At 54.0% G+C, this 23,720-nt stretch carries 20 protein-coding genes; 12 read left to right on the top strand and 8 right to left on the bottom strand.

The features are described 5' to 3' along the window. The first annotated feature begins 43 nt into the window (after nucleotides 1-43). The 9 genes from ABD949_RS25165 to ABD949_RS25205 all read left to right on the top strand — a co-directional run bounded on the left by ABD949_RS25165 (nucleotide 44) and on the right by ABD949_RS25205 (nucleotide 10,630). Nucleotides 44-1,180 carry an alpha/beta hydrolase family protein gene (locus ABD949_RS25165; RefSeq protein WP_345248243.1) on the top strand — a complete coding sequence of 379 codons (1,137 nt, stop codon included), beginning with the start codon at nucleotides 44-46 and terminating at the stop codon, nucleotides 1,178-1,180. Nucleotides 1,181-1,184: 4 nt separating this feature from the next. After that, nucleotides 1,185-2,486: a histidinol dehydrogenase gene (gene hisD, locus ABD949_RS25170; RefSeq protein ID WP_345248245.1), complete on the top strand. Its 1,302-nt coding sequence runs from the start codon at nucleotides 1,185-1,187 to the stop codon at nucleotides 2,484-2,486. 12 nt (nucleotides 2,487-2,498) lie between these two features. Then, nucleotides 2,499-3,260 carry an SDR family NAD(P)-dependent oxidoreductase gene (locus ABD949_RS25175; protein WP_345248247.1) on the top strand — a complete coding sequence of 254 codons (762 nt, stop codon included), beginning with the start codon at nucleotides 2,499-2,501 and terminating at the stop codon, nucleotides 3,258-3,260. 23 nt (nucleotides 3,261-3,283) lie between these two features. Beyond that, a complete protein-coding gene (locus tag ABD949_RS25180) occupies nucleotides 3,284-4,045 on the top strand; it encodes a cyclase family protein (protein WP_345248249.1) in 762 nt (253 codons plus the stop codon). A gap of 13 nt (nucleotides 4,046-4,058) precedes the next feature. Next, nucleotides 4,059-4,340 (top strand): antibiotic biosynthesis monooxygenase family protein, encoded by a 282-nt coding sequence (locus tag ABD949_RS25185; RefSeq protein WP_345248251.1) that lies wholly within the window; start codon nucleotides 4,059-4,061, stop codon nucleotides 4,338-4,340. A gap of 106 nt (nucleotides 4,341-4,446) precedes the next feature. After that, a complete protein-coding gene (locus tag ABD949_RS25190) occupies nucleotides 4,447-5,595 on the top strand; it encodes an FAD-dependent monooxygenase (protein WP_345248253.1) in 1,149 nt (382 codons plus the stop codon). A gap of 63 nt (nucleotides 5,596-5,658) precedes the next feature. After that, on the top strand, nucleotides 5,659-6,612 hold the full coding sequence (locus ABD949_RS25195; protein ID WP_345248255.1) for a fumarylacetoacetate hydrolase family protein: 954 nt from the start codon (nucleotides 5,659-5,661) through the stop codon (nucleotides 6,610-6,612). Nucleotides 6,613-6,647: 35 nt separating this feature from the next. Continuing rightward, a complete protein-coding gene (locus ABD949_RS25200) occupies nucleotides 6,648-8,858 on the top strand; it encodes a glycoside hydrolase family 3 C-terminal domain-containing protein (protein WP_345248257.1) in 2,211 nt (736 codons plus the stop codon). Between the two features lie 50 nt (nucleotides 8,859-8,908). Then, complete coding sequence (locus ABD949_RS25205) at nucleotides 8,909-10,630, top strand: GH35 family beta-galactosidase (protein ID WP_345248259.1); 1,722 nt, start codon at nucleotides 8,909-8,911, stop codon at nucleotides 10,628-10,630. Between the two features lie 34 nt (nucleotides 10,631-10,664). On the opposite strand, the gene ABD949_RS25210 is transcribed toward ABD949_RS25205, so the two are convergent. Together ABD949_RS25210 and ABD949_RS25215 are read right to left on the bottom strand one after the other, a co-directional pair. Beyond that, nucleotides 10,665-11,567: an AraC family transcriptional regulator gene (locus tag ABD949_RS25210; protein WP_345248261.1), complete on the bottom strand. Its 903-nt coding sequence runs from the start codon at nucleotides 11,565-11,567 to the stop codon at nucleotides 10,665-10,667. Nucleotides 11,568-11,638: 71 nt separating this feature from the next. After that, entirely contained in the window at nucleotides 11,639-12,355 is a 717-nt protein-coding gene (locus tag ABD949_RS25215; protein WP_345248263.1) for a hypothetical protein, read from the bottom strand. Between the two features lie 256 nt (nucleotides 12,356-12,611). Between ABD949_RS25215 and ABD949_RS25220 the strand changes: the two genes are divergently transcribed. Then, nucleotides 12,612-13,934, top strand: coding sequence for a sensor histidine kinase (locus ABD949_RS25220; RefSeq protein ID WP_345248265.1), 1,323 nt, complete (start codon nucleotides 12,612-12,614; stop codon nucleotides 13,932-13,934). 45 nt (nucleotides 13,935-13,979) lie between these two features. Further along, nucleotides 13,980-14,774 (top strand): LytR/AlgR family response regulator transcription factor, encoded by a 795-nt coding sequence (locus ABD949_RS25225; RefSeq protein WP_345248267.1) that lies wholly within the window; start codon nucleotides 13,980-13,982, stop codon nucleotides 14,772-14,774. Between the two features lie 38 nt (nucleotides 14,775-14,812). On the opposite strand, the gene ABD949_RS25230 is transcribed toward ABD949_RS25225, so the two are convergent. The 4 genes from ABD949_RS25230 to ABD949_RS25245 form a co-directional block, all read right to left on the bottom strand. Next, nucleotides 14,813-15,244 carry a hypothetical protein gene (locus tag ABD949_RS25230; RefSeq protein ID WP_345248269.1) on the bottom strand — a complete coding sequence of 144 codons (432 nt, stop codon included), beginning with the start codon at nucleotides 15,242-15,244 and terminating at the stop codon, nucleotides 14,813-14,815. A 92-nt stretch (nucleotides 15,245-15,336) separates the two neighbouring features. Then, nucleotides 15,337-16,146, bottom strand: a complete 810-nt coding sequence (locus ABD949_RS25235; RefSeq protein WP_345248632.1) for a CheR family methyltransferase — start codon at nucleotides 16,144-16,146, stop codon at nucleotides 15,337-15,339. A 57-nt stretch (nucleotides 16,147-16,203) separates the two neighbouring features. Further along, nucleotides 16,204-19,824, bottom strand: a complete 3,621-nt coding sequence (locus tag ABD949_RS25240) for a response regulator (RefSeq protein ID WP_345248271.1) — start codon at nucleotides 19,822-19,824, stop codon at nucleotides 16,204-16,206. A gap of 19 nt (nucleotides 19,825-19,843) precedes the next feature. Beyond that, nucleotides 19,844-21,427, bottom strand: a complete 1,584-nt coding sequence (locus ABD949_RS25245) for a response regulator (RefSeq protein ID WP_345248273.1) — start codon at nucleotides 21,425-21,427, stop codon at nucleotides 19,844-19,846. Between the two features lie 391 nt (nucleotides 21,428-21,818). Between ABD949_RS25245 and ABD949_RS25250 the strand changes: the two genes are divergently transcribed. Next, nucleotides 21,819-22,784: a YciE/YciF ferroxidase family protein gene (locus ABD949_RS25250; protein WP_345248275.1), complete on the top strand. Its 966-nt coding sequence runs from the start codon at nucleotides 21,819-21,821 to the stop codon at nucleotides 22,782-22,784. A gap of 62 nt (nucleotides 22,785-22,846) precedes the next feature. Here the strand turns inward: ABD949_RS25250 and ABD949_RS25255 are convergent, their stop codons facing one another. Together ABD949_RS25255 and ABD949_RS25260 are read right to left on the bottom strand one after the other, a co-directional pair. Next, the gene (locus tag ABD949_RS25255; protein ID WP_345248277.1) at nucleotides 22,847-23,182 is read right to left on the bottom strand and encodes a hypothetical protein; all 336 of its coding nucleotides are present in this window, start codon (nucleotides 23,180-23,182) and stop codon (nucleotides 22,847-22,849) included. Nucleotides 23,183-23,278: 96 nt separating this feature from the next. Beyond that, a complete protein-coding gene (locus ABD949_RS25260; protein ID WP_345248279.1) occupies nucleotides 23,279-23,695 on the bottom strand; it encodes a hypothetical protein in 417 nt (138 codons plus the stop codon). Nucleotides 23,696-23,720 lie beyond the last annotated feature (25 nt).

Here is a 23,720-nt window from a genome sequence, read left to right on the forward strand (position 1 = left end):
TTCCTGATTCTACCAGTTAACCACTCAACAAATTAACCAACCTATGTGGCATTATTTCCCTGGGCAGTATATGCCCTCGTATCAGATAAACAGGGCCTTAACGCAAGCTCATTATGGGGGCGGAGAGTTCGCCGAAATCCTGGAAGTAGCGAGTGAAATTGACCCGCTCGACCGGGAAAGTTTTAATAAAGCGTGGGCTAAAATGGGCGACAACGTCTACGAATTAGCCGAAACCTATGCTGCAGCAGGCAAGCGGGTGTCGGCCCGGCGCACGTACCTGCGCGCTTTCAACTACTTACGGACGGCCGAGTTCTTTATGACGCTGCACGACGACCGGAAGATTCCATACTACCTCAAGTGTCGGGATGCCTTCCTGAAAGCCATTGATTTATTCGATGAGCGGCCGGTAACGATGGAGATTCCGTTTGAAGCCGGGCAGGCGTCCCTGTCGTTCCTGCCGGCTTACCTGTTTAAACCAGCAGGGGTGAAAAACCCACCTGTTATGGTCATGTTTGGGGGTCTGGATAGTTTAGCCGAGGAATTGTACTTCGGCATTGCCCAACACCTCAACGAGCGCGGTATCGCCATGTTGGCCGTTGACGGGCCGGGGCAGGGCGCAGCCCTCCGGTTAAACCACATTCATACCCGCTACGACTACAACGTGCCGGGTAGCGCCGTTTTAGACTATATCATCGAAAACCTTGGCGACCACGTCGATACGTCCCGCGTAGGTATCGGAGCCGTTTCGATGGGTGGGTATATGGCCGCGCGTTGTGCTGCTTTTGAACCGCGGTTTAAAGTATGTATGATTTTTGGAGCGGTGTGGTCGTATTACGACATCTGGAAAAATCGTCCCGACAATCACCCCCTGGCCGAAATTGTGCAACATATCGTAGGGGCCGATAACATGACCGAAGCCCGTGAGCGGTTGAAAAACTTCACGCTCGACGGGGTGGCCGAAAAGATAACCTGCCCAACCTACATTTTACACGGAGAAGATGACCGCCAGAACTTTGTAGAAAATGCCTACAAGGTAAACGCGGCCCTCACCTGCGAACAGGTGCTCGAAATCGTTCCGAAAGAAAGCAGTGGCTCAGCCCATTGCTCAGTAGATGATTTCACCAAAACCTTCAACATGTACGACTGGGTAGCGGAGAAGTTGAACCACTCAACCAATTAACCACATGGTACAACAAATCAAAAAAGGCATTACCTATGCCGAAAGCAAGGAAGCCGATGCGAAAGTCAGAGCGCTGGTCGAGGAGATGCTGGAGCAGGTAGCGACCCGTGGCGACGAAGCCGTCAGGGAATATTCGACTAAACTGGATAACTGGTCGCCGGAGAGCTTCCGGTTGTCGGATAGCCAGATTCAGGAGATTGTCGCATCGCTGCCCGAGCAGGTGATTGAGGACATCCGGTTTGCTCAGGAACAGATTCGCAACTTTGCCCAGATCCAGCGGGAAGCCATTCGCGATGTAGAGGTAGAAACCCTGCCGGGCGTTATTCTCGGGCATAAAAACATTCCTGTCAACTCGGTAGGCTGTTACGTGCCGGGTGGCCGGTACCCGATGGTGGCCTCGGCGCACATGAGTGTGCTGACCGCCCGGGTGGCCGGCGTTAAACGGGTCATCGCCTGTACACCGCCCATCAAAGGCGAGATTCCGGCTGCTACCGTGGCCGCCATGCACATGGCCGGAGCCGACGAAATCTACCTGCTCGGCGGGGTGCAGGCTATCGCCCTGATGGCGCTGGGCACCGAAACCGTTGATCCTGTAGATATGCTGGTCGGACCCGGTAACGCTTATGTAGCGGAAGCCAAACGCCAGTTGTTCGGTAAAGTAGGGATCGACCTGTTTGCCGGGCCTACCGAAACCCTGGTGATTGCCGACGATACCACCGATGTAGAAACCTGCGCTACCGACCTGCTGGGTCAGGCCGAGCACGGACCCACCTCTCCGGCCATTTTGCTCACCACCAGCCGGACCATTGCCGAAGGAATCGAAGCCGAAATTCAGCGGCAACTGGCCGTGTTGCCAACGGCCGATGTGGCCGGCGTTTCCTGGCAGGATTACGGGCAGGTAATCCTGTGCGATACCGTCGATGAACTGGTGGCCGAGGCCGACCGCATCGCCAGCGAGCACGTGCAGGTAATGACCGAGAACCCACGGTACTTCCTGGAGAAGATGACCAATTATGGCGGTCTGTTTCTGGGCGACAAAACTAACGTAGCTTACGGCGACAAGGTTATCGGTACCAACCATACCTTACCGACTAAAGAAGCTGCCCGCTACACCGGTGGTCTCTGGGTAGGTAAATTCCTGAAGACCTGTACGTATCAGGAGATTCGTACCCCCGAGGCTAGTGCCTTGATTGGCGAGTATTGCTCCCGGTTGTGCGCCATTGAGAACTTCTGGGGACACAAGGAGCAGGCCGACCTGCGCGTGAGAAAATACAAAACGGTTGACAGCGAACAGCCTGTAGCCTAAGCCCAAAACCAAATGGCGGAAGAAGGACAGAAGGTAGTTCTGGTCACCGGTGGGGCTGGTGAAATCGGCTCGGCCATCTGCAGGAAGTTTGCCGAAAATGGCTATTCGGTCGTTGCCACGTACAATTCCAATCAGGCGAAAGCCGAAAAGCTGCTGGCGGAGTTGGGGAGTGGCAATCACCGCATCGTCCAGGCACCAACCACGGATGCCGCAGCGGTAGACCGGCTGAAGCAGTTCATTACAGAAACGTGCGGACGGCTGGATGTGCTGGTTAATAATGCCGGCATCACCACGCCCGTATCCCACGATGATCTGGAGGGCCTCACCGACGAGTGGATCGACAAGATCATGCAGACTAACTTCCGGGGAAGTTTTGCGATGGTACGCGCTACCCGGTCCCTGCTGGAAAAAGCGGCTGAACTGACAGACACGCCTTCACTCGTCGTCAATATTTCATCTATTGCGGGTATATATGGCATCGGCAGCAACGTCGCGTATTGTGCCTCCAAAGCTGCTCTTGATTCCATGACCCGTTCGCTGGCGAGGGTGCTGGCCCCTAAAATCCGGATGGTTTCAGTATCGCCCGGCTTTGTCGAAGGTGAATACACAAAAAACTTCGACCCGGCATTCCTGCAAAACCAGCGCGACCATACACCCCTCGGGCGGTTTGCCACCGGTGATGATGTGGCCAGTGCCGTGTTTGCCCTGGCTTCTTCGCTCACGTTTTCCACCGGGAATATTATCACCGTTGATGGCGGAAGACTTCTGAAATAATCCACAGAAAGACCCAATTGACCATGAAAATCATAGACTTATCGGTAACTATATCCGAGAAAATAAAAGAGCCGCTGCCGACCAAGATTGTCTACGAAGACCACAAGGAAGGCGCGAAGAAAATGGGCGGTAAGCTTTTTGAAGGTATTCAGGGCGATGTTTTCATCGACGGCAACGGTCCGGCCGGTGAGTTTCTGACCGTGACCAGCCACTGTGGTACGCATGTCGATGCGCCTTACCACTATTTCCCCACCAGCGAAGGCAAGCCCGCCCGTACCATCGACCAGATGCCGCTGGAATGGTTTTTCAACGATGGCGTAGTGCTGGATTTTACCGATAAACCCGACGGCTACATGTTCGAGCCGGAGGATTTGCATGAAAAGCTGGATGCCATCGGCTATACCTTAAAGCCCTTCGATATTGTCTTGATTCGCTGCGATGCCGACAAGCGCATCCACGATGATGACTATGTACGGATACACGTCGGCGCTTCGGCCAAGGCAACTCACTGGCTCATCGACCAGGGCATCAAAGTGATGGGAACCGACGGATGGGGCTGGGATATTCCCCTGCACATTCAGGCGGCCGACTACAAAGCCAACCCCCGCGACGGTGTCATCTGGCAGGCTCATTATGTTGGCATCGAAAAAGAGTACTGCCAGATTGAAAAGCTGGCTAACCTCGACCAGTTGCCGCCATACGGCTTCAAAGTAGCCTGTTTCCCGGCCAAGATTGAAAAAGCCAGTGCGGGCTGGACCCGGGCTGTAGCCATTATCGAAGACTAATCCAACAGCACTTATGGTACTGGAATTAGCAACCATCGACATAAAACCACAAACCAACCAGGAGTTTTTGCAGGCGCTCGAACAGGCAAAAGAGGTCATCTCAAGGTCAAAAGGATTTATCCGGATTGAGGTGAAAACCTGCATTGAACAGCCTGACCGGTATGTCCTGCTCATTTACTGGGAAACGCTGGAGGATCATACGGTTGGTTTTCGGGAGTCCGACCTATTCAAAGAATGGCGGGCGCTAATCGGTCCTTTCTTTGCGACTCCCCCTTTTGTACAACACTATTGGTGATTGGTTGAGTGGTTCATTGGTTAACTGGTTTATTGGATGCCCGGTGACACCACTTCCAGCCAACTAATTAGCCAATGAACCAATAAACCAATTAACTAATCAACCAATGAACCAGTCACCTAGACCCATAAAGAACGTACTGATTGTTGGCGGTGGCATCGGCGGGCAGTCGGTAGCCATTGCGCTGAAAAAAGCAGGATATGAACCCGAAATTGTTGAGGTTCACCCTGAATTCAATGTATACGGCGTAGGGATCATTCAACAAGCCAATGCGCTACGGGCACTAGATGCCATCGGCGTAGCCGACGAGGCTATTCGGCTCGGCTATCCGTACGGGCGAGTAAAGCTTTGCATTGCGACCGGTCAACAAATCGGGGAGGCAGGCACTCCACCTATTGGGCGGTTCCCAAGCCATAATGGTATTTCCCGGCGAATTCTGCACGATGTGTTATTTGCGGAAGCGCAGAAAGCCGGCGTAAACTACCGGATGGGTCTCTCCGTAGAGCGTCTGAATAACCAACCCAACGGGGTGGATGTCACCTTCACGGATGGCAGCATGGGCAGCTACGATATCCTGATTGCGGCTGATGGCATCAATTCTAAAATCCGCAGCATGGTATTTGGAGAGTATAAGCCCAATTATGTTGGCCTATCGGTATGGCGTTATGCCTTCCCCAGGCCCAAAACCCTGGATACAGGATACATTTTTTTTGGGAAACAAAGCAAAATAGGGGTAATCCCGATGACCGCCGAATCCTGCTATATCTTCGTAAACTCGGCCGAAGGCGAAAATCCCTATATCCCGGAAGACCAATTAGTTGACAAACTGAAATCGTATATGCGGGCGTTTCCGGTACCCCTGGTTCAGGAGTTAATCGAACAGGTAACCGACCCAAAACTGGTTAATTATCGTCCGCTGGAAACGCTGAAGCTCCCGGCCCCGTGGTACAAAAACCGGGTGATTGTGATTGGCGATGCCGCTCATGCCACTATTCCTCAGTTGGGTTCCGGGGCCGCTCTGGCTATTGAAGATGCGGTTGTGCTGGCCGACGAATTACAGAAAACCGAGACCGTCGAACAGGCTTTCGCCAACTTTATGGAACGGCGCTTTCAACGCTGTCAAATGGTCGTGGAAGCTTCTGAAACCCTCGGTCAATGGGAAGTACTAGAATATTCCGGTCAAAGCCTTCCCGAAGGTGCCAATATGGGTGCCCTGATGGGCAAAACCACCATGGCCCTTACAGGGGAAATATAGCTGATTAGGTCATTAGTTAACCGGTTAGTAAGCCATTGACTTAATCAGCCAATTAACCAAACTATGAAACTCGTAACCTTTTTAGATAAAAATCAGGAGAGCCGGACCGGCTGGCTGGTCGGTGACCAGGTCGTAGATATGCAGCTGGCGAGCGATCAGCTACCGACAGATATGCTCTCGTTCATCGATAGGCACGAAGCGTATTCTCAGATCATTAAAGATCTGGGCGAGGTGAAGCCGCACTATGCCCTGTCGGAGGTAAAGCTGCTGGCTCCCTTACCCAATCCCCGTAGCTTCCGGGATTATATCGGTTTTGAGATGCACATGCTCAATGCCTCCAAATCGTTCGGGCATACCATTGGACCGGCCTGGTACGAAATGCCCATTTTTTATTTTACCAATCACCAGGCTATCTACGGTCCGGGCGACGATATCAGCCGGCCTGCCAACGAAACAAAGCTTGATATTGAACTGGAAATAGCCTGTATCATAGGCAGGAAAGGGAGCGACATCAAAGCCGAAGAAGCCAACCCATACATCTTCGGATACACCATTTTTAATGACTGGACGGCACGGGCCATTCAGAAGCGGGAAATGGAAGTGCCGCTGGGGCCGCATAAAGGCAAAGACTTTGCGAATGCCATCGGCCCCTGCATCGTCACCGCCGACGAAATGGAGCAGTTTCGCTGTACCATCTCCGAAGCCGACTTTCCCGACCCGCTCCGTTTCCCACATGGCCCTAAAGATAGATTGGACCTGACGATGCAGACCCGCATCAACGGGATGACGGTTTGCGAGGGCAACTACAAAACGGCCTTCTTCAACTTCGGACAGATGATTGAACGCGCTTCGGAGAACGGTGTCAACCTGATGCCGGGCGATGTGCTGGGCTCCGGCACCGTGGGCTGGGGGAGCTTGATTGAGAACAACTTCACCGTACACCGGCCGCTGGAACCGGGCGATGTGGTAGAACTGGAAATTGAAGGCATTGGCGTGCTGCGTAACCAGGTTATTTAGCTTATTGACAAATCGTTCTTTTAACCGCTTTACGTATGATGAAGAAGTCAGCCCGCGTAAGTACCCTGCTTGCTGCCGTAGCAGTAGGATGGATTAGCCTTCTGTCCGTAAATGCGCAGACAACCTACCCGTTCCGGGACCCGAAGCTGACGATGGACAAGCGGATTGATAATCTGATATCCTTGCTGACGCTGGACGAGAAAATCGGGCTGATTACCGACTTTGCGGTTCCGCGATTAGGGATCGTGTCACCCGGCAATGCCGAAAGTATCCATCAGGTAAAACTTAACTTACGGCCCGGGCAGCAGAGTTCGATTCAGACAACTTCCTTCGCGCAGGTGTATGGCATGGGCGAAACCTGGAACCCCGAGCTCATTAAACGGGCGGGAGCGGTCATGGGATACGAAGCCCGGTATATGAGCCAAAGCGAAAAATACAAGCGGAACACCCTAGTCCTGTGGGGCCCTACCTCCGACCTGGCCCGCGACCCGCGCTGGGGCCGCAACGACGAAAGCTTTGGCGAAGACCCGTTCCTGACCGGCACCATGGCCGTCGCGCTCACGAAAGGAATTCAGGGCAATGATCCCCGTTACTGGCAGGCGGCTGCTCTGCTCAAACACGTGTTCGCCAATAGCAACGAAACCACCCGCGCCCGGTCTTCCTCGAATTTCGATACCCGGCTGATGCGCGAGTATTACTCCGTGCCGTTCCGGATGGCGTTCACCGAAGGCGGGGCAATTTCGTACATGGCTGCTTATAACGCCTGGAACGGGGTACCGATGACGATTCATCCCATCCTGAAAGACGTAGTAGCCAAAGAATGGGGTGCCGACGGGATCGTTTCGTCGGACTTCGGTTCCATGACTCACCTGATTCACCAGCATAAGTACGTCAAGAACAATAAGGAAGGGTATTCGGCGGCTATCAAACTGGGCATGAATCAGTTTCTGGCGTTTGGTGACACCATTCCAACGATTGTCAAAAGCTCCATTGCTGATCGCCTGCTGACGGAAAATGAGCTGAATGCTTCCCTAAGGGGTAAAATCAAAACCTTAATCAAACTGGGCGTGCTGGACCCGCCGGCGCAGGTGCCGTATACCAAAATCGGCAGCGAAGGTGAGCCGGAGCCCTGGTTGTCGGAAAAGCACAAAGCTGTGGCTCGTCAGGTTGCCCGCGAATCAGTGGTGTTGCTCAAGAACAATCAAAATGTTCTGCCGCTGACGAAAGAAAAGCTTAAATCGGTGGCGGTTATTGGCCCAAGGGCCGCCATGGTGTCAACGGACTTCTACGGCGGGCCTACTCCGTATAACATCAGTGTATTACAGGGAATTAAAGACAAACTTGGCGCAGGCGTAACGGTCAACTATAAAGCCGATAACGAATATAATGCTGCCGTAGATGCGGCTAAATCGTCAGATCTGGCTATTGTGGTGATTGGTAATGACCCCATGTGCGGAACCGTCAACTTAGGTGAAGCCTTTAACCGCGACGGCAGCACCAAGCCCTGTCCCGAAAACGGCGATGGCCGGGAAGGACGCGACCGGCAGTCGCTGGATATTCCGTCCGAAGACCTCGTCAAGGAGGTCTATGCGGCCAACCCCAACACCATTGTCGTACTAATTTCCAGCTTTCCCTATTCTATAAACTGGACGCAGGCACATGTACCGGCGATTCTGCACATCACGCACACGGCGCAGGATCAGGGTACGGCCATTGCCGATGTGCTGTTCGGCGACTACAATCCGGGCGGTCGGCTGGTGCAGACCTGGCCCAAATCGCTGGCACAGCTTCCTCCCTTATCGGAGTATAATATTCGCAACGGTCTTACGTATCTGTACAGCAAAGAGGAGCCACTTTATCCGTTCGGCTATGGCCTCAGCTACACGAAGTTTGATTATTCGGGACTGAACCTCCCCGCACAGGGTTTAACGAAAAACGGTACCGCTACCATTCAGGTTAGCGTAAAAAACACCGGTAGCCGGGAGGGCGATGAAGTCGTACAGCTTTACGTGCAGTATCCGCAGTCAAAAGTAGCGCGTCCCATCAAAGAACTGAAGGGTTTCCAACGCGTACATCTAAAACCGGGCGAAACGAAAACCGTTTCCATTCCGCTCAAAGCCGAGTCGCTGGCGTTTTGGAATGAAAAGACAAACGGCTGGGAAGTAGAAGGCGGACCCGTCAACATCCTGGTCGGTGCGTCGTCTGCCGATATTCGGCTGCAAAAGACCTTGCCGATAACGAAATAGCCGCTAAAGAGAAGTTTTCTATTGACCACATACTGTACAAACTTGCCCAAATGAAGCTTTTTTCGCTTGTTGCCCTCATGCTGCTAACCGGCTTTTCACTGTTTGCGCAACCGTATAAACAGCCTCCTCACCTGGGGAAAAAGGGAAATACCATACAACTGGTGGTGAAAGACAAACCCTTTCTGGTCCTGGGCGGTGAGCTGCACAACTCCACCGTTTCCGGTGCGGCTTACATGCGGCCGGTATGGGCTCAGATGAAGAAAAAACACCTGAACACGGTTTTAGTGCCGGTTTACTGGGAACTGATCGAGCCGCAGGAAGGCAAGTTTGATTTTGCTTTAGTGGATAGTATGATCTATGGGGCCAGAAAGCAGAACCTGCATTTGGGTATTCTTTGGTTTGGGGCATTCAAAACGACCTATTCCACCTACGTGCCATCATGGGTAAAGACCAATACCGAAAAGTACCCAAGGGCTAAAAATAAGAAAGGAGAATCGCTGCCGCTGCTCTCCGTCTTCTCCCCGGCCACCTTACAGGCCGATGCCAAAGCGTTTAAAGCGCTGATGCAGCATATCCGCCAGATTGATGAAAAGCATCAGACCGTCATCATGGCCCAGGTGGAGAATGAGGTAGGTTTGTTTTACGACCCGCGTGACTACAGCGATCAGGCCACCAAAGCTTACCAGCAAGGTGTTCCGGATGACCTGATGCGTTATCTGGGTACCAATAAAGGAAAACTGCAACCGGAACTCGACAGTGTCTGGAAGGTCAACGGCTACAAGACGGCAGGCAGTTGGGAAGCCGTATTTGGGAAAAGTTTGCTGGATGAGAAGAACCCCAAAGTCCTGTCATACCTGCCGGAGGAACTGTTCTCCGTGTACCATTACACCAAATTTGTGGGCCAACTGGCGGCTGCCGGTAAAGAGGCCTACCCCATACCCATGTTCGTCAATGCCTGGCCTAAAGCAACCGGCTTTACAGGCATACCTGGCAAGTACCCCAGCGGAGGTCCTGTTCCGCATACCCTCGACATCTGGCGGGCCAACGCCCCGGCTATTGATTTTATTACACCGAATGTGTACGGGCCGAAACAGGGAGTTTACAACCTGGTGGAGCAATACCACCGCCCCGGCAATCCGGTATTTATCCCCGAAATCAGGCAAGGGCTGGAACCCGCCAATCTGGCCTTTTGGATTTATGGTCAGCATGACGCCATTGGGGTGGCCCCCTTCGGCATAGACGCTACCCCGGCGGACGAGGACCCGTTCACCAAAACATTCGCCGTTCTATCGCAAGTGCAGGACCTTGTTCTGCAACACCAGGGGAAAGGAACCATGGCGGGCATCTTTGTCGACACCACGGCTAAGTCGCAAGCGGTTACGCTGCCGGGCTATACCGTAAAAGCCGATATGGTGATCCCCAGGGCCATGCCGGGTATGGCTCTCGCGGCAAAAGGTGCCGCCCTGGCCGGAGGCATTGTTTTCGCGGTGGGGCCGGATGAATTTATTGCCGTTGGCAGAGATTACGAATTAACCTTTACACCGGTAAACGCTGATGCCCAAAAACCATATATGGACGTTGATTTTATGGAAGAGGGCTCTTTCGTAAATGGGAAATGGGTAGTTGCCCGGCGGTTGAACGGGGATGAAGGTACGGGAGGTGGCGGTATTGGCGTTCTTGTCAGTAAAAACACAAAAGTCGGAGCGCTGCGTTTCCAGAAGAAGCCAAACGGCGATTACAGCATTGTGCGCATTAAGTTTTACAGGTACTGATACGCCCGCATCAGTTGAGAAAGGTGGTTTAGGTTTACCGGCTTTTTCGGATTTCGCTGGGATTTACATGCATCTTCGTTTTATAGATTCTGGAAAAATAGTAGACTGATTCAAAACCACATTGAACGGCTATCTCCGATAATGTATTAGTTGTTTCGTGAATCAGCTCTTCGGCTTTTCTTAATTTCAGAAGCAGGTGATATTGGTTGAGAGAAGTACCTGTAATTTCTTTAAACGTTTTTCTCAGCCAGGCATAGCTGGTGTGGTATCGTTCGGCAAGTTGTTCGAAGTCTATATCCTGGTTCCAGCTCTCATTTATTTCTTTTTTGACTTCGCCAATAATTTTCTCTTTCCGGCTTATCTTCTGATTGGATAGTAAGACGGATGTATATACAATTCCCAATAACTGCAACAACAGAAAAGACGCGAGTTTCTGATACGATTCTTCCCGTACTTCTACCACATCGAACAGACGCTCAAACGTAGCCAGAAACTCGACATTGAAGCCGACCTTAACAATTGGACTCTGGGGGTTAAAGCACTCCTGCTCAAGCAGGTGACTAGCGTAAGACCCTGAAAAGCCTACCCAATATTCCTCCCAACCGGTATCCTCGGTCGGTTTATACCGGTGCCAGACCCCCGGATACAACAGAATGATAGTACCGGCCTCAATTACCTGTGGCGGCATTCCGGTTGATTCAAAGACTCCTTCGCCCTTGCAAATGTATAGTATCTGATACTCCTTGAGACTACGGCCTTTTTCCCAGTTAAACAAATGACTGTCCGGGTGTTTTACGTCCGGATAAGGTGTATAGGCAGGGTGCACATGGTGGCCCAGCGTGTGGATGATCACACTGAGCGATTTGTCGATATGCTCCTCATTAAAATTGAAATAACGCCGGAAGACTTTCATTTCAACGAATACTGATACTATCACAGTAAAAATAGCGGGTATTTGATCAAAAGAAAGGGTGACGCTTCCGGTAAGTTTTTCGCGGCTGGTAACAGTTACGCTTGCGGGCGTGGGCTTCTGTAAATCCGCCAGAACAGGTGGAGACTGCTGGCGATGATCCACAGGATGAACATCATCAGCGACAACCCTCCGGCTTGGTGCAGGATATGCTGGCTCTCGAAGGTGCCGGCGGTGGCAAACAGGGCTACACTGACCAGGCCGGCCCAGATGGATACCCAGCGAGCCGTCAGCCGGCTTTGAAACGTGCCGATGGCCGCTAATAGCAGAAAAGCAGCAATGGGGTATGAAAACAGGTGGGCCGATACGTGGCCTACCTCATCGATGCCCCGGATAACGGCCCCCGATCCTTTGTAATGAGCTACGCGTGCTTCCACCGACACACAGGCCTGTGCCAATAGCAGCAGCATAGTAGCCACCAGCCCCAGCCCCTGCATTACGGTCGGTAGCAGCGCGTCGTTGCCCAGTTGCCGGCGCAGCGTTTGACTCATCCCATACAGATAGCCCAGGAAGAACAGGAGCGCAATAGTGCTGACCGAGGTAGCCAGAATGAACCCGTCGTAGCTGTTGGCATAATAGTCAAAAAAGACCTGGTCTGAATTATAATGCGGGGGCGGTGGGGGCACCAGTGATCCGGCTGTCATGAACAGGACTACGAACAACAGGCCGCAGCTAATCCAGATACAGTCGGCCAGGCGGAGCGACCGGCGAGTAGTTGCCTGGTGGGAGGCAGGAGGGGCAAGCGTGGAAACCATGGTTATAGGGTTTTGTGTGGTTGAAGCCCCAAAGTACCGTTCATCAGGCTGCAATAGCCACCGGTTCCTGCGTTAACTGATGAAGCCGCTGCATGAATTGAGAAAAGCCTATCCCGAATTGTGTATGGGTGCGCCAGGCATTCGTCGGTATTACCAGCCTCCGGTGGACAGAAGGGCTACTACCGGCTCACCAGAAAATTGATTAAGGAATGGTTATCTTTACCGTACGCTGCGTGAAGCAGCCGTTCTTCATTCTATGATTTATAATGTTTATTTCGGGGCGGCCAGTACGATTATCCTGCTGAACCTGGTTCAATGGAGCCTTTCCCGCGACCGGATTTATGGAATTTTTACATTTCAGTCCTTATTATGGTTTACCCACGCCGTTCTGATGGGTATTATCACCAGCGATAATCAGTCACTGGCTGCTCTGACAACGATCAACGGGCTGGTGATCATCTGCTACCTGGAGCTGGTATACCGGTTGTTTTCTCCCCTGAACGATAAAATGCACCGCCGGTACCGCTGGATACAGGCAGGTATACTTGTGTATGTCGTCATCGAAGGTGTGCTGACACTAACCGCGGCAGATCCCTGGCAGACGTCTCCGGCGCACCGTCTTTTTTCGCTGCTGTACTGGGGTACGCTGACGGGCTGCTGCCTGCTGGGCATTAAACCCGCGGCTCAACGGCGCGATGCGGTCGGGCGTTTTTTTGTGGTAGGCAGTATACTCCTGATGGTCAATGAAGCCCGCGTCCTGGGCTATTATGTCAGTTCGCTTCTGAGCATTGAGTGGTACGCGACCGTACTGAACCAGGAGTACGTAGGGCAGATCCTGGCGGGTGGTTTTATTGTCAAACTGCTTTGTTTTTCCCTCTGTCTGGTCTTCCGTCAGCGGCAGCTCGCCGTAGCACAGGCCGTTCGGCAAACGCGTACGGAAGAGCAACTGGTGCAGGAACGCCTGCAGGCGGAGCTGACCCAGCGCCGGCTTGAGCAGGAAAAGGCGGAGGTTCAGCTTCGGGCCTTACAGTCGCAGGTAAATCCCCATTTCCTCTTCAACGCGCTTAACTCCCTATCGTCGCTGATCAGCGAAGAACCAGCCCAGGCGGAGGAGTTTGTGGACAAACTGAGTGACGTATACCGTTACGTATTACGGGCAAACGAGCAATCGCTGACGACCGTAGCCGCCGAACTGCAGTTTATTGACGCGTATTTTCACCTGCTCAAAACCCGTTACGGCCAGGGTATACACCTGACCATCGACGTTGATCCGGTGTACAACGACTGCCAGATCCCTCCGCTGACGCTGCAACTGCTGGTGGAGAATGCGGTCAAACATAATGTGGTGTCGGCCAAACGCCCGCTGAGCATCCGCATAACCACGTCCGAAGCGGGTGAACTCACCATCAGCAATACCTTACAGAAAAAGCAGAGCCGTGTCTTTTCCAATGGGGTGGGACTGACCAACATTGTGGTGAAGTACCAGATGCTGAACCTGCCGGCTCCCGCCGTGGCCGAAACGGACGACACATTTACCGTAGTGCTGCCAATGGTGGCCTACGCCCATCAGCCAGACTAATCCCGAATTTTCCCTTATCTTGCTTTTTCTGACCCACACAAAGCGATGAACGTATTAATCATCGAAGACGAAGACCTGGCCGTCCGCAAACTCCGTAAAATGGTGGCGGAGGTCGATCCCTCCCTGACGATTCAGGGCGTTACCTCCAGCATTGAAGAATCGGTTGAGTGGCTCCAGGCGAACCCCGCTCCTGATTTGATTTTTATGGACATCGAACTGGCCGACGGCCGGAGTTTCGAGATCTTTGATCAGGTGGAGGTGCGCAGCCGCATTATCTTCACGACTTCCTACGACGAATACGCCCTGCAGGCTTTTAAAGTCAACAGCATCGACTACTTGCTGAAGCCGATTCAGCGCCAGGACCTTGAGCGGAGCCTGCGCAAGCTGCGCGAGCTGACGGCCGGGAGCCTGCCGGCTGGTCAGGCACCGGAGCCGTCGCTGCAGAACATTGAGAAACTGCTGCGGCAGATGCAGGGTACCGGCGGTCCGGAGGCTAAAGAGTACCGCAAACGATTTCTGGTGAAGCAGGGGCAAAAGCTACTCTCGATAGGGGTGGGCGATATTCTCTATTTTTATACCGACGAGCGTTTCAGTTTTTTCAGGACCCGTACCAACCAGAAGTTTCTGGTCGACTATACGCTCGACGAACTGGCCGAGGTGCTGGACCCCGAGCAGTTTTTCCGGCCCAACCGGGGGCTTATTGTTACCCACGACGCCGTCGATCAGATTCAGCCCTATTTCGGTAACCGGCTGGCGCTCACGCTCAGACCCCCTTACGAAAAAGAGGCCCTTGTAAGCCGTGAGAAAGTAAGCGATTTTAAGACCTGGATGGGTAAGTGACCCGATGAAAATAGATTAGCTGAAAGATGCTCTGCTCTTCACCGGCCACGCACAAACAGCAGATAACAGCGTCGCTCGCAGCGGGGAAGAAACGCCAGCGTATCGTTGCGGAGAGAAAAATCCTGGGTAAAGTTGGCATGCTGCTCACCAACGTAGAACCGGACAAGGGGCGTAGGCTGAACGTCTTCCCGGCGGTAGTAGCGGGCGGGCCGGTAATACTCCAGTTCTTTGCCCTGGCTGCTGACGGCACCCTCGGCGGTGAACGTGATGGATTGCTCGGGCGTGGCGGGTATGGACCGGACCACCAGTGCGGTGTCGCGGGTGTCGGCCCGCTCAACCAGCCGCCAGGTGCCGACGAGTTCCGGAGCGCCCTGACCTAACGTAAAAGGCTTATCCTTACAGGCCAGTATGGCGAGCAGCAGGCTTAGGCTGACACCTGTTGACAAACTGAGGAATCGTGTTTTAACCATAGTATCCTGGGTAAAGACCGGCGGCTACCTGGCGCGGCTTAGGGTAACGATTAGCCGTTAAAGATAAGCCTGTTCTGCTTAGATCGTGCAGATTACCCGAATTTTCGCCAAATCTTCTCCCGGTCCAGCTGTTTGTACTTCGACTCAATACCGGAAAACAGCAGGGTTTCTTTGCTGCCCAGCGCCAGGTAGCTGAGGGGCCCCAGACTCTCGTCGAACAGCTTCAGCACACGCTCCTGTAACACTTTGTCGAAATAGATCAGGACGTTGCGGCACACAATCAGGTCAAACTCGTTGAACGACTGGTCCGATACCAGGTTATGCGTGGCAAACACCATGCGCCCGGCCAGTTCGTCGCTGAACTTGACGTGCCCGTATTGGGCGGTATAGTAGCTGGAGAAGTCGGCGGTGCCGCCTGAGAGCAGGTAGTTTTCCGAGTACTGCTTCATCGGCTGTAGGGGATAGATACCCCGGCGGGCAGTTTCCAGCACGTCGGCGTTCAGGTCCGTGGCGTAGAGCAGGGATTTGGGTAGCAGCTGTGCTTCCTTCAGCAGGATCGCCATGGAGTATACCTCTTCACCGGTAGCGCAGCCGGCATGCCAGATGCGGATGAACGGCTTGGCCGCCAGGGTCTTTATTACCTCGGTCCGGAGCGTCTTATAGAATAACGGGTCGCGGAACATCTCCGTGACATTTACCGTGATGCCTTCAACAAACCGCTTGAGGTAATCCGGATCAGAACGTACCCGGTAGCGCAGCTCGGCAAAGCTGGGAAACCGGTCCATCGTCCACAGGCGGGTAATCCGGCGCCGGAGCGACGCCCGTGCGTAGTGCGTAAAATCGTACCCGTGTATATCCAGCAGGTCGGCCAGCAATAACTCAATTTCCTGGTCGCCAATCATCGTTCCTGAACCACTCACTTCCTGTCTCCCGTTTCTCTTGTCATTTCTTTTTTCCTATCACCGCTCATAGAGCCACACCCGCAGCAGCGATAATAACTGATCAATATCGACCGGTTTGGTGATGTAATCCGATGCCCCGGCCTCAATACATTTGTCCCGGTCACCCGCCATAGCTTTGGCCGTTACGGCAATAACCGGCAGCGACCGGTACCGGGGTTGCTCCCGGATACGCCGGGCGGTTTCGTAGCCGTCCATCTGCGGCATCATCATATCCAGTAGCACCGCATCGACGCCAGGATTTTCTTCCAGCTTCTGCAGGGCTTCTTTTCCGTCCAGGGCAGTCACCACGGTCATGTTATACTGCTCCAGCGCTTTCGTCAGCGAAAAGATGTTCCGCACATCGTCGTCGGCAACAAGCACCGTCTTACCGGTCAGGATCTGACCGAGGTCACCCAGTTTACCGGCCAGCCCATGTCTGTTTTCGGGCTGTTTGTGTTCGTCCACCAGGTGCAGAAACAAGGACACTTCGTCCAGCATTCGCTGGTAGGAGTGGGCCGTTTTGACCACGATAGAGTCGGCGTATTTCCTGATCTTCAGCTCCTCCGCCATCGACAGGCTGCGGCCGGTGAAAATAATAATGGGCAGGTCTTCGAGGCCAGGGTTCTGTTTGGCTTCTTCCAGTAATTCGTAGGCGTTGCTGTCGGGGATGCCCATGTCCAGAATTACGCAGTCGACCTCGCGGTTCTGCAGGGCGTTCACGCCTTCGGCAACGCTGCTTTTCAGTTCGGAGGTGATATGGAAGGTTTCCAGGAAATAAGCCAGCGCCCTGGCGTGTTTAGGGTTGTCTTCTACGATGAGTACCTTTTTGGGATTGCGGCTCAGCACATCTTCTATTTTCTGAAAAACGGCCTGCATCTGCTCATACCCAACGGGTTTGTCCATGAAGTCAACGGCCCCTTTCAGCAGGCTTTCTTTTTTGAGCCGGTGCGACGACATAATGTGTACCGGTATGGGCCGGGTCTGCCGGTTGGCTTTCAGCGCGTCCATCACCTCCCATCCGCTCATCACCGGCAACTGAATGTCGAGCAGAATCGCTTTGGGCTGGTAAGAAATAGCCAGGTTTAGGCCTTCGTCGCCCCGCACAGCCACAATACCTTTGTAGCCTTTCTGGCGGGCAAAGTCCAGCAGCGTCCGGGCAAAATACGGGTCATCCTCAATGATCAGGATTACCTTGTCCTGCTCCGCCAGGCTGTCGCGGTCGTCGGGGACCGGATCAGGAATGACGGAGGAAAGGTACCGGTTCGGCTCAGTCTGGGCCGGAACCGGTTGGTCCGATTGGAACTCCGGGACTGGCTGCTGTCTGACCTCGGGGTAGGGTCTGGCAGCGGTCTGCAGAGCCGGTTTCAGTCCCGAAACGGGCAGGTGCAGGATAAACTCGCTGCCTTTACCGGCCTCGCTGGTCAGGCCTATGTCGCCCCCGAGCAGTTTAGCCAGTTCACGGCTGATGGAGAGCCCCAGGCCCGTGCCGCCGTATTTTCGTTTGGTGGAGCCGTCGGCCTGCTGGAAGGCCTCAAAAATAAGCGGCTGCTTTTCGGGCGGGATGCCGATACCCGTATCGCGGACCACAAAGCTCAGGCGATCGGCCTGCGGTGACGGCTTCCGGACGGTCAGGGTAACGCTGCCGGTGGCCGTAAACTTCAGGGCGTTGGCCAGCAGGTTTTTCAGGATCTGCCCCAGTCGCTGGCGGTCGGTTACCAGCATCGTAGGTACCTCCGGCTCCACGGTGATCGAAAAGTCAAGCCCTTTTTCCCTGGCTATTACGCCAAACAGGGACTGCAATTCATCCATCAGATCGGGCAGCGATACGTCCTGATAATCCAGTTTCATCTGGCCGGCTTCAATCTTGGAGAGGTCAAGAATTTCGTCGATCAGGCTGAGCAGCCCGTTACCCGATGATTGAATCACCCTGGCGTATTCGGTCTGGTCGGCGCTCAGATTGCCGTCCGTATTCTCCGCCAGCAGCCGGCTCAGGAGCAGGATTGAGTTGAGGGGAGTCCGCAGCTCATGCGACATATTGGCCAGGAATTCCGATTTGTAGCGGTTGGCCTGTTCCAGTTCGCCGGCTTTTTTCTGAATGTCCTGGTTTCGTTCTTCCAGCAGGGAGCCCCGTTCTTCCAGTTCGCTGTTGGCCTGCTGCAGCTCCTCCTGCTGTACCCGCAATTCCTCTTCCGAAAGCTGAAGCCGCTGCGCCTGAGCTTCCAGTTCGGCATTCACAGCCTCCAGTTCCGTTTGTTGGGCCTGAAGTTCCTCTGCCTGCGCCTGCGTCTCGTCCAGCAGGGTCTGGAGCTTTCCGTAATTCAGTGCCGCATTGACACCGATGGACAGCGACTCCTGGTTCCGTTCCATGAACTCGATATCGAGGGGAGCCGGTTTACGGAGCAGCCCCAGTTCAACCGCGCCCAGGCACTCACCGGCAAACACCAGCGGGGTGATTACCACAGCCGCCGGAGGGGCCTCCCCCAGCGAAGAACTGATGCGGCTGTAATCGGCCGGCAGGTCCTCCGCCACAATTAGCTTTTTTTGCGCAATGGCCTGCCCGACCAGCCCTTCTCCGGATTTGATAACGGCTGGTGCCTGCCGGGTAGCGTACGTGCCCGCCAGGGTGTACTGGCCGTCGTCAGCCGTCAGGTAAACCGTTCCCAGGGGGGCATTCAGGTAAGCAGCCAGGGTATCAATCATCCGGCCGGCCATGTTGTGGAGGTTGCGCTCGCCCCGGATAGCCTCGCTCAGGCTGACGGAGCCGGTTTGCAGCCAGTCGCGGTTCCGGAGTTCGGTAAACGTCTGTTCCAGGGCCTTCGCCATCGTGTTCAGCGCGGTCGATATGCGGCCCAGTTCGTCGTCGCTGTCGTCCGTGCTGCGGATGCTGTAATCGCCGTCGGCAATGCTGCGGGTGACCTCCTCCATCGCCGAAATGCGGCTGGCAGTTTCGAGGTATTTTGCTTCGGCCAGTTTATGTTGAGCGATGCGGTTGTCCAGATCTTTTTTGATGCGCAGGAAGGCAAAGGCCGTAATGAGCATGGAGATGATGGCTGAAACCAGCAGCAGCATAGGCGTGAAGGTGATATACCGCTCCTGCTGCTCTGTGCGGGCTACCAGTTGACTGGCTTCCTGCGCTTTAACGCGGTTCACTTCTACCCGGATGTCATTCATCAGCTGCTTGCCCCGTACCAGTTCCCGGCGCAGGGTGGCCGTATCGTTGCGGGTAGCCAGGTTGGTGCGCAAGCCAATTACGCGCTCCAGTTGCGCGTACCGGCGCTCATACATCGCCTTGACCTGGTCCAGATTTTTTTGTTGCCGGGGGTCTTCCTGGGTTAGCTCCCGCACCCGGTTATAGCTGCCGGTGATGCGACCGTAACTGCCCTGGTAGTATTGCAGGAACGAGGGATCGAGCGTAAGCAGGTAACCCCGCTGTCCGGTTTCGGCATCTTTCAGGTAAGAGATTACATTTTCGGCCTCCAGCATAACCTGCTGGGTGTGGTTAACCAACCGGGAGTTATCGATCAGCTTCTGAATGCTATAAAACGAAGCGATCAGACTGACGAGCAGCAGTCCGGTTGATACGATGAAAACGAACTGTAACTGTCGGATTACAAAATTTGGGGTAGACGGTGAGGTCATGCGGGGGCTGGTTTCTGAATTAGTTTGGGTGGGTAGGCGGGGTTTGCGTCAGGGGTAAAACCAGGAGAAAGGTGGCGCCTTCGCCGGGCCGGCTTTGCGCTGAAATCAGACCCTGGTGCTTATCCATATTCTTCTTGGCAATGGCCAGCCCGATGCCGGTACCTTCGTAGCTGGTCTGGCTGTGCAGGCGCTGAAAAAGGATAAAAATCCGGTCGAGGAATTTTTCGTCGAACCCGATGCCGTTATCCCGCACTGTGATCCGGCAAAAGGAGCCATTGGCGTCCGGCTCGCCGTCGATCGCTTTGGTGGCGATACGTTCGGCACTGATGCGGATAACCGGCGGTACGTTAGGCCTGACAAACTTCAGGGCGTTGCTGATCAGATTCTGAAATACCTGCCGGATACGGCCCGGAATGGTGTCCAGGGCCGGAATATGGTCGACGGTTACCACGGCTCCCAACTGGCGGATGCGCTCATCGAAGTCCAGCAGCAGTTCGGCCAGCAGCGCGTTCAGGTCGGTACGCTTAAATACCTCCGGGGCCGATAATTGCGAATAGGCCAGCAGATCGTCGATCAGCCGGGCCATGCGGGCCGACGACCGGATGGCGCGTTCGAGGTACGAAACGGCTTCATTATTGTCTTTCAGGAATTTTTCCCGGATATGGTCGTTCAGGATCTGGATTTTCCGCAGCGGCTCCTTCAGGTCATGCGATACCACCCAGGTAAACTGCTGCAACTCGTGGTTGGTGCGTTCCAGTTCGGCATTGTTGAGCCGCAGTTCGCGGGTACGCAGGGCTACCTCCTGTTCGAGCAGTTCGGCCGCCTGCTTCTGCGGGTGAATATCGGTGAAAGTACCGATCCAGCGGGAAACGAGTTGCTGCTGGCGGATGGGCAGCAGGCGCAGCAAGTGGTAGCGATATTCGCCGGTGCTCAGGTCGCGTAGCCGGACCTCACGGGTAAACTCCGTACCGCAGGCCAGGGCTTTATCAAGGTCAGTGCGGAGGTTATCGTCGCCGTGCGTCACCGGCAGATGCGTTGAGTCCACGGCGTATCGAAACCAGTGTTCATTGACGTACTCCAGCCGCCCGTCGGGGGTGACGGTGAAGGCCATTTCGGGGAGCGACGCCAGAATGACCTGCAGTTCCTGAACCTGACCGGCCAGTTGCTCCTGCGCCTGCCTGCGGATGTCGATCTCCCGGCGGAGCGACTCCTGCGCCGAGCGGAGTTCCTGCTGCTGCATATACAGGCGGTGCAGCGTTTTTACCTTCAGCGCCAGAATATCCGGGTCAACGGGTTTGGTCAGGTAGTCGATGCCCCCGGTGGTGTAGCCCCTGGTAATGAATTTCTTTTCGGTGTTGACGGCCGACAGAAAGATGATGGAGGTGTCTCTGGCTTTGCTAAAACCACTGATGGCATTGGCAACTTCGAAGCCATCCATTTCCGGCATCTGCACGTCGAGGATGATGACGGAGTAGGCCGATTTCAGGATTTTCTTCAGGGCTTCCTCGCCGGATTCGGCGGTATCGACCGCAAAGTCATGCAGCTCAAGAATCTTCTTCAGCGGGAGAATATTTTCCGGTCTGTCGTCGACAATCAGAATCATAGAAAACAGGGTAGTGCTCAGATCTGGGCCGGCAATATCCTAAAAAGGAACCGTAAAACCGGCCTTTTCAAGAGGATTGAATGGCTGTATCACCTTAGGAAAGCGGCCTGCCAATCATACAAGTAGGGGGAACTATGCTTTCACGTTAATAAAAATATACATAAGTACTTAATAATGAACAGGTAATAATACCATTGGCTAAGCTTTAGACGGGTAACTATACACGTTGGCATGGGGAATTGCCGACCAAAAAAGCCAAAAGCTGTGGAAAAATCTGGACAGTAAAAGTGCAAAAAAATCTATAATATGCACAGTATCAAGCTCTATCGGATTGGCATAGATTTTGGCGTAGGTGGGTACAATTAAATTTGAACCAAAAAACTCAACTATTATGGCATCATTAGGAAAGCAAATCTCTGATTTTTTCTCGGGAGGAAGTAGTCATAACGATGAAGGCCTGCGGGGTGTATTTATCCACGAATTAAAGGCTGCTTATTATTGCGAGAAGCAGGCAGTCGATGCTTTAGGCGAGCAGGCCGACGCGGCTACAACCGATGTGGTACGCAACGCATTTTTGCAGCACCAGGAAGAATCACGGAATCAGATCAACCGGCTGGAGCGTGTATTCGACAGCATTGGCGTAGATGTAGATGATCTGGAGAGCGATGCCATCGATGGTCTGGTAGACGACGCGCAAACCATGATCGCTGCGACCGAGTCGGGCTCATTGAGCCGCGACGCTGCTCTGATTGTTGCTGCTCAGAAAGTAGAGCACCTGGAAATCGCAACGTACGGTTCTCTGCATACCATGGCCCGGTTGCTGGGCTACAGCGAGGCTGCCAATCTGTTGGAAGAAACCCTTCGTGAGGAAAAGAATACTGACCGCAAATTGACCGAAATAGCCGAGTCGTTTATTAACGAGCGGGCTAAATCGGAAGGTCGGGATGTGACCGAATATGGCCGCAGCCATACCGACTATGATCGGGATATGTATTCCGGATCAATAGCCGGGGCGGGTACCGCTTACAGTGGCCGGGAAACTGATATGAACCGGGGTACCAACTGGAACTCGAGCAGCGGCAGCAGCAATTGGGACAATGATACCAATCGCGGCTCTTACGCCGGTTCCGACATGGACCGTAGTAGCGGTAGCGGTTACTCCGACAGCAACATGAACCGGGGTGACGATATGGATTCCAACGTGAATCGGGCTGGCTATTCAACCGGTTCGTCATCGTCCAGCGGTAACTACAGTGATACCGATGAGAACGACATGAATCGTAACCGCGACCGGACCTCCGGCAGCAATTACGGCAACAGCAACGACCCGACGCTGGGTGGCATGACTGGCGTGTAAGCCGGCGCGAACTCCAATACCATAAAAAAAGGCACTTCCACTGCGGAGGTGCCTTCCTTTTTTTAGGAGTTACTACGGCCGGTCCAGCGTTCCTGATCGTCGTTGGTGGCCGGCGGCCTTTCGCCAAAGTTGTTACCCGATGGCGCCGACTCGCCAATGTCGTTGCTGTCGGGTAGGGTCTGGGTGCCGTCGTTGTTACCCAGGCTGGTACCGGTGCCAGGTGCCTCTTCGGCGGAGGAGGTATCGGGTTGATACCCATCATCGTCGACCAGACGCGACAGGTCCTCTTTTTCTTCTTTGGTGAGTTTCCGGCCTTCACCCGCCAGTACCGTCGGGTATTGCCTGTACTGGCGGGGATTGGTTAACCGGCCTGTTGTTTCCTGATGAAGCGTTTCCATATCGGGGTATTTAAAAAAGAAGGCATCTCACAGTGAGATGCCTTCTTTATAACCAAACCTATTTATAAAGCGATATAAAATCTATTGATTGGCCACCTAGCCGCAGAATGCCTCCCACAGGCGCTGGTACAGTAGCCGGGCGTACCGCCGGATACCCATGCCGGAGGTTTTAATGGCAAAGGGAACAAACTTTCCCCTGGCTTTGGGTAAGGGTTCTATCCGGATGGTTGTGTCGACAACACCCGTACTGGTTAGCCGGAGACCCGCGTCCGGCAGGTCTACCTGCACGTTTTCGGGATGCGACTCCACCGTAAGCTGCTGCACGAACTGCTGCAACTGGTTGGCGTCGAACCAGGTGAGCGGGGGCATCTTCTTCTGATCGGGCTGGTTGTCGCGCGAGCAGAGAAACTGCACCCAAAGCAGGGACTGACCTGCCTGGGGCCGGGTTTGTACCTGCACGTCGAGTAACTCATAAGGGAGCAAGTCTTCTGAAGTAGAAGGAGCTATGTTCATACGTTGACGAAGATTAGAATAGAAA

The organism is Nibrella saemangeumensis (assembly GCF_039541915.1).
Taxonomy (GTDB): domain Bacteria; phylum Bacteroidota; class Bacteroidia; order Cytophagales; family Spirosomataceae; genus Nibrella; species Nibrella saemangeumensis.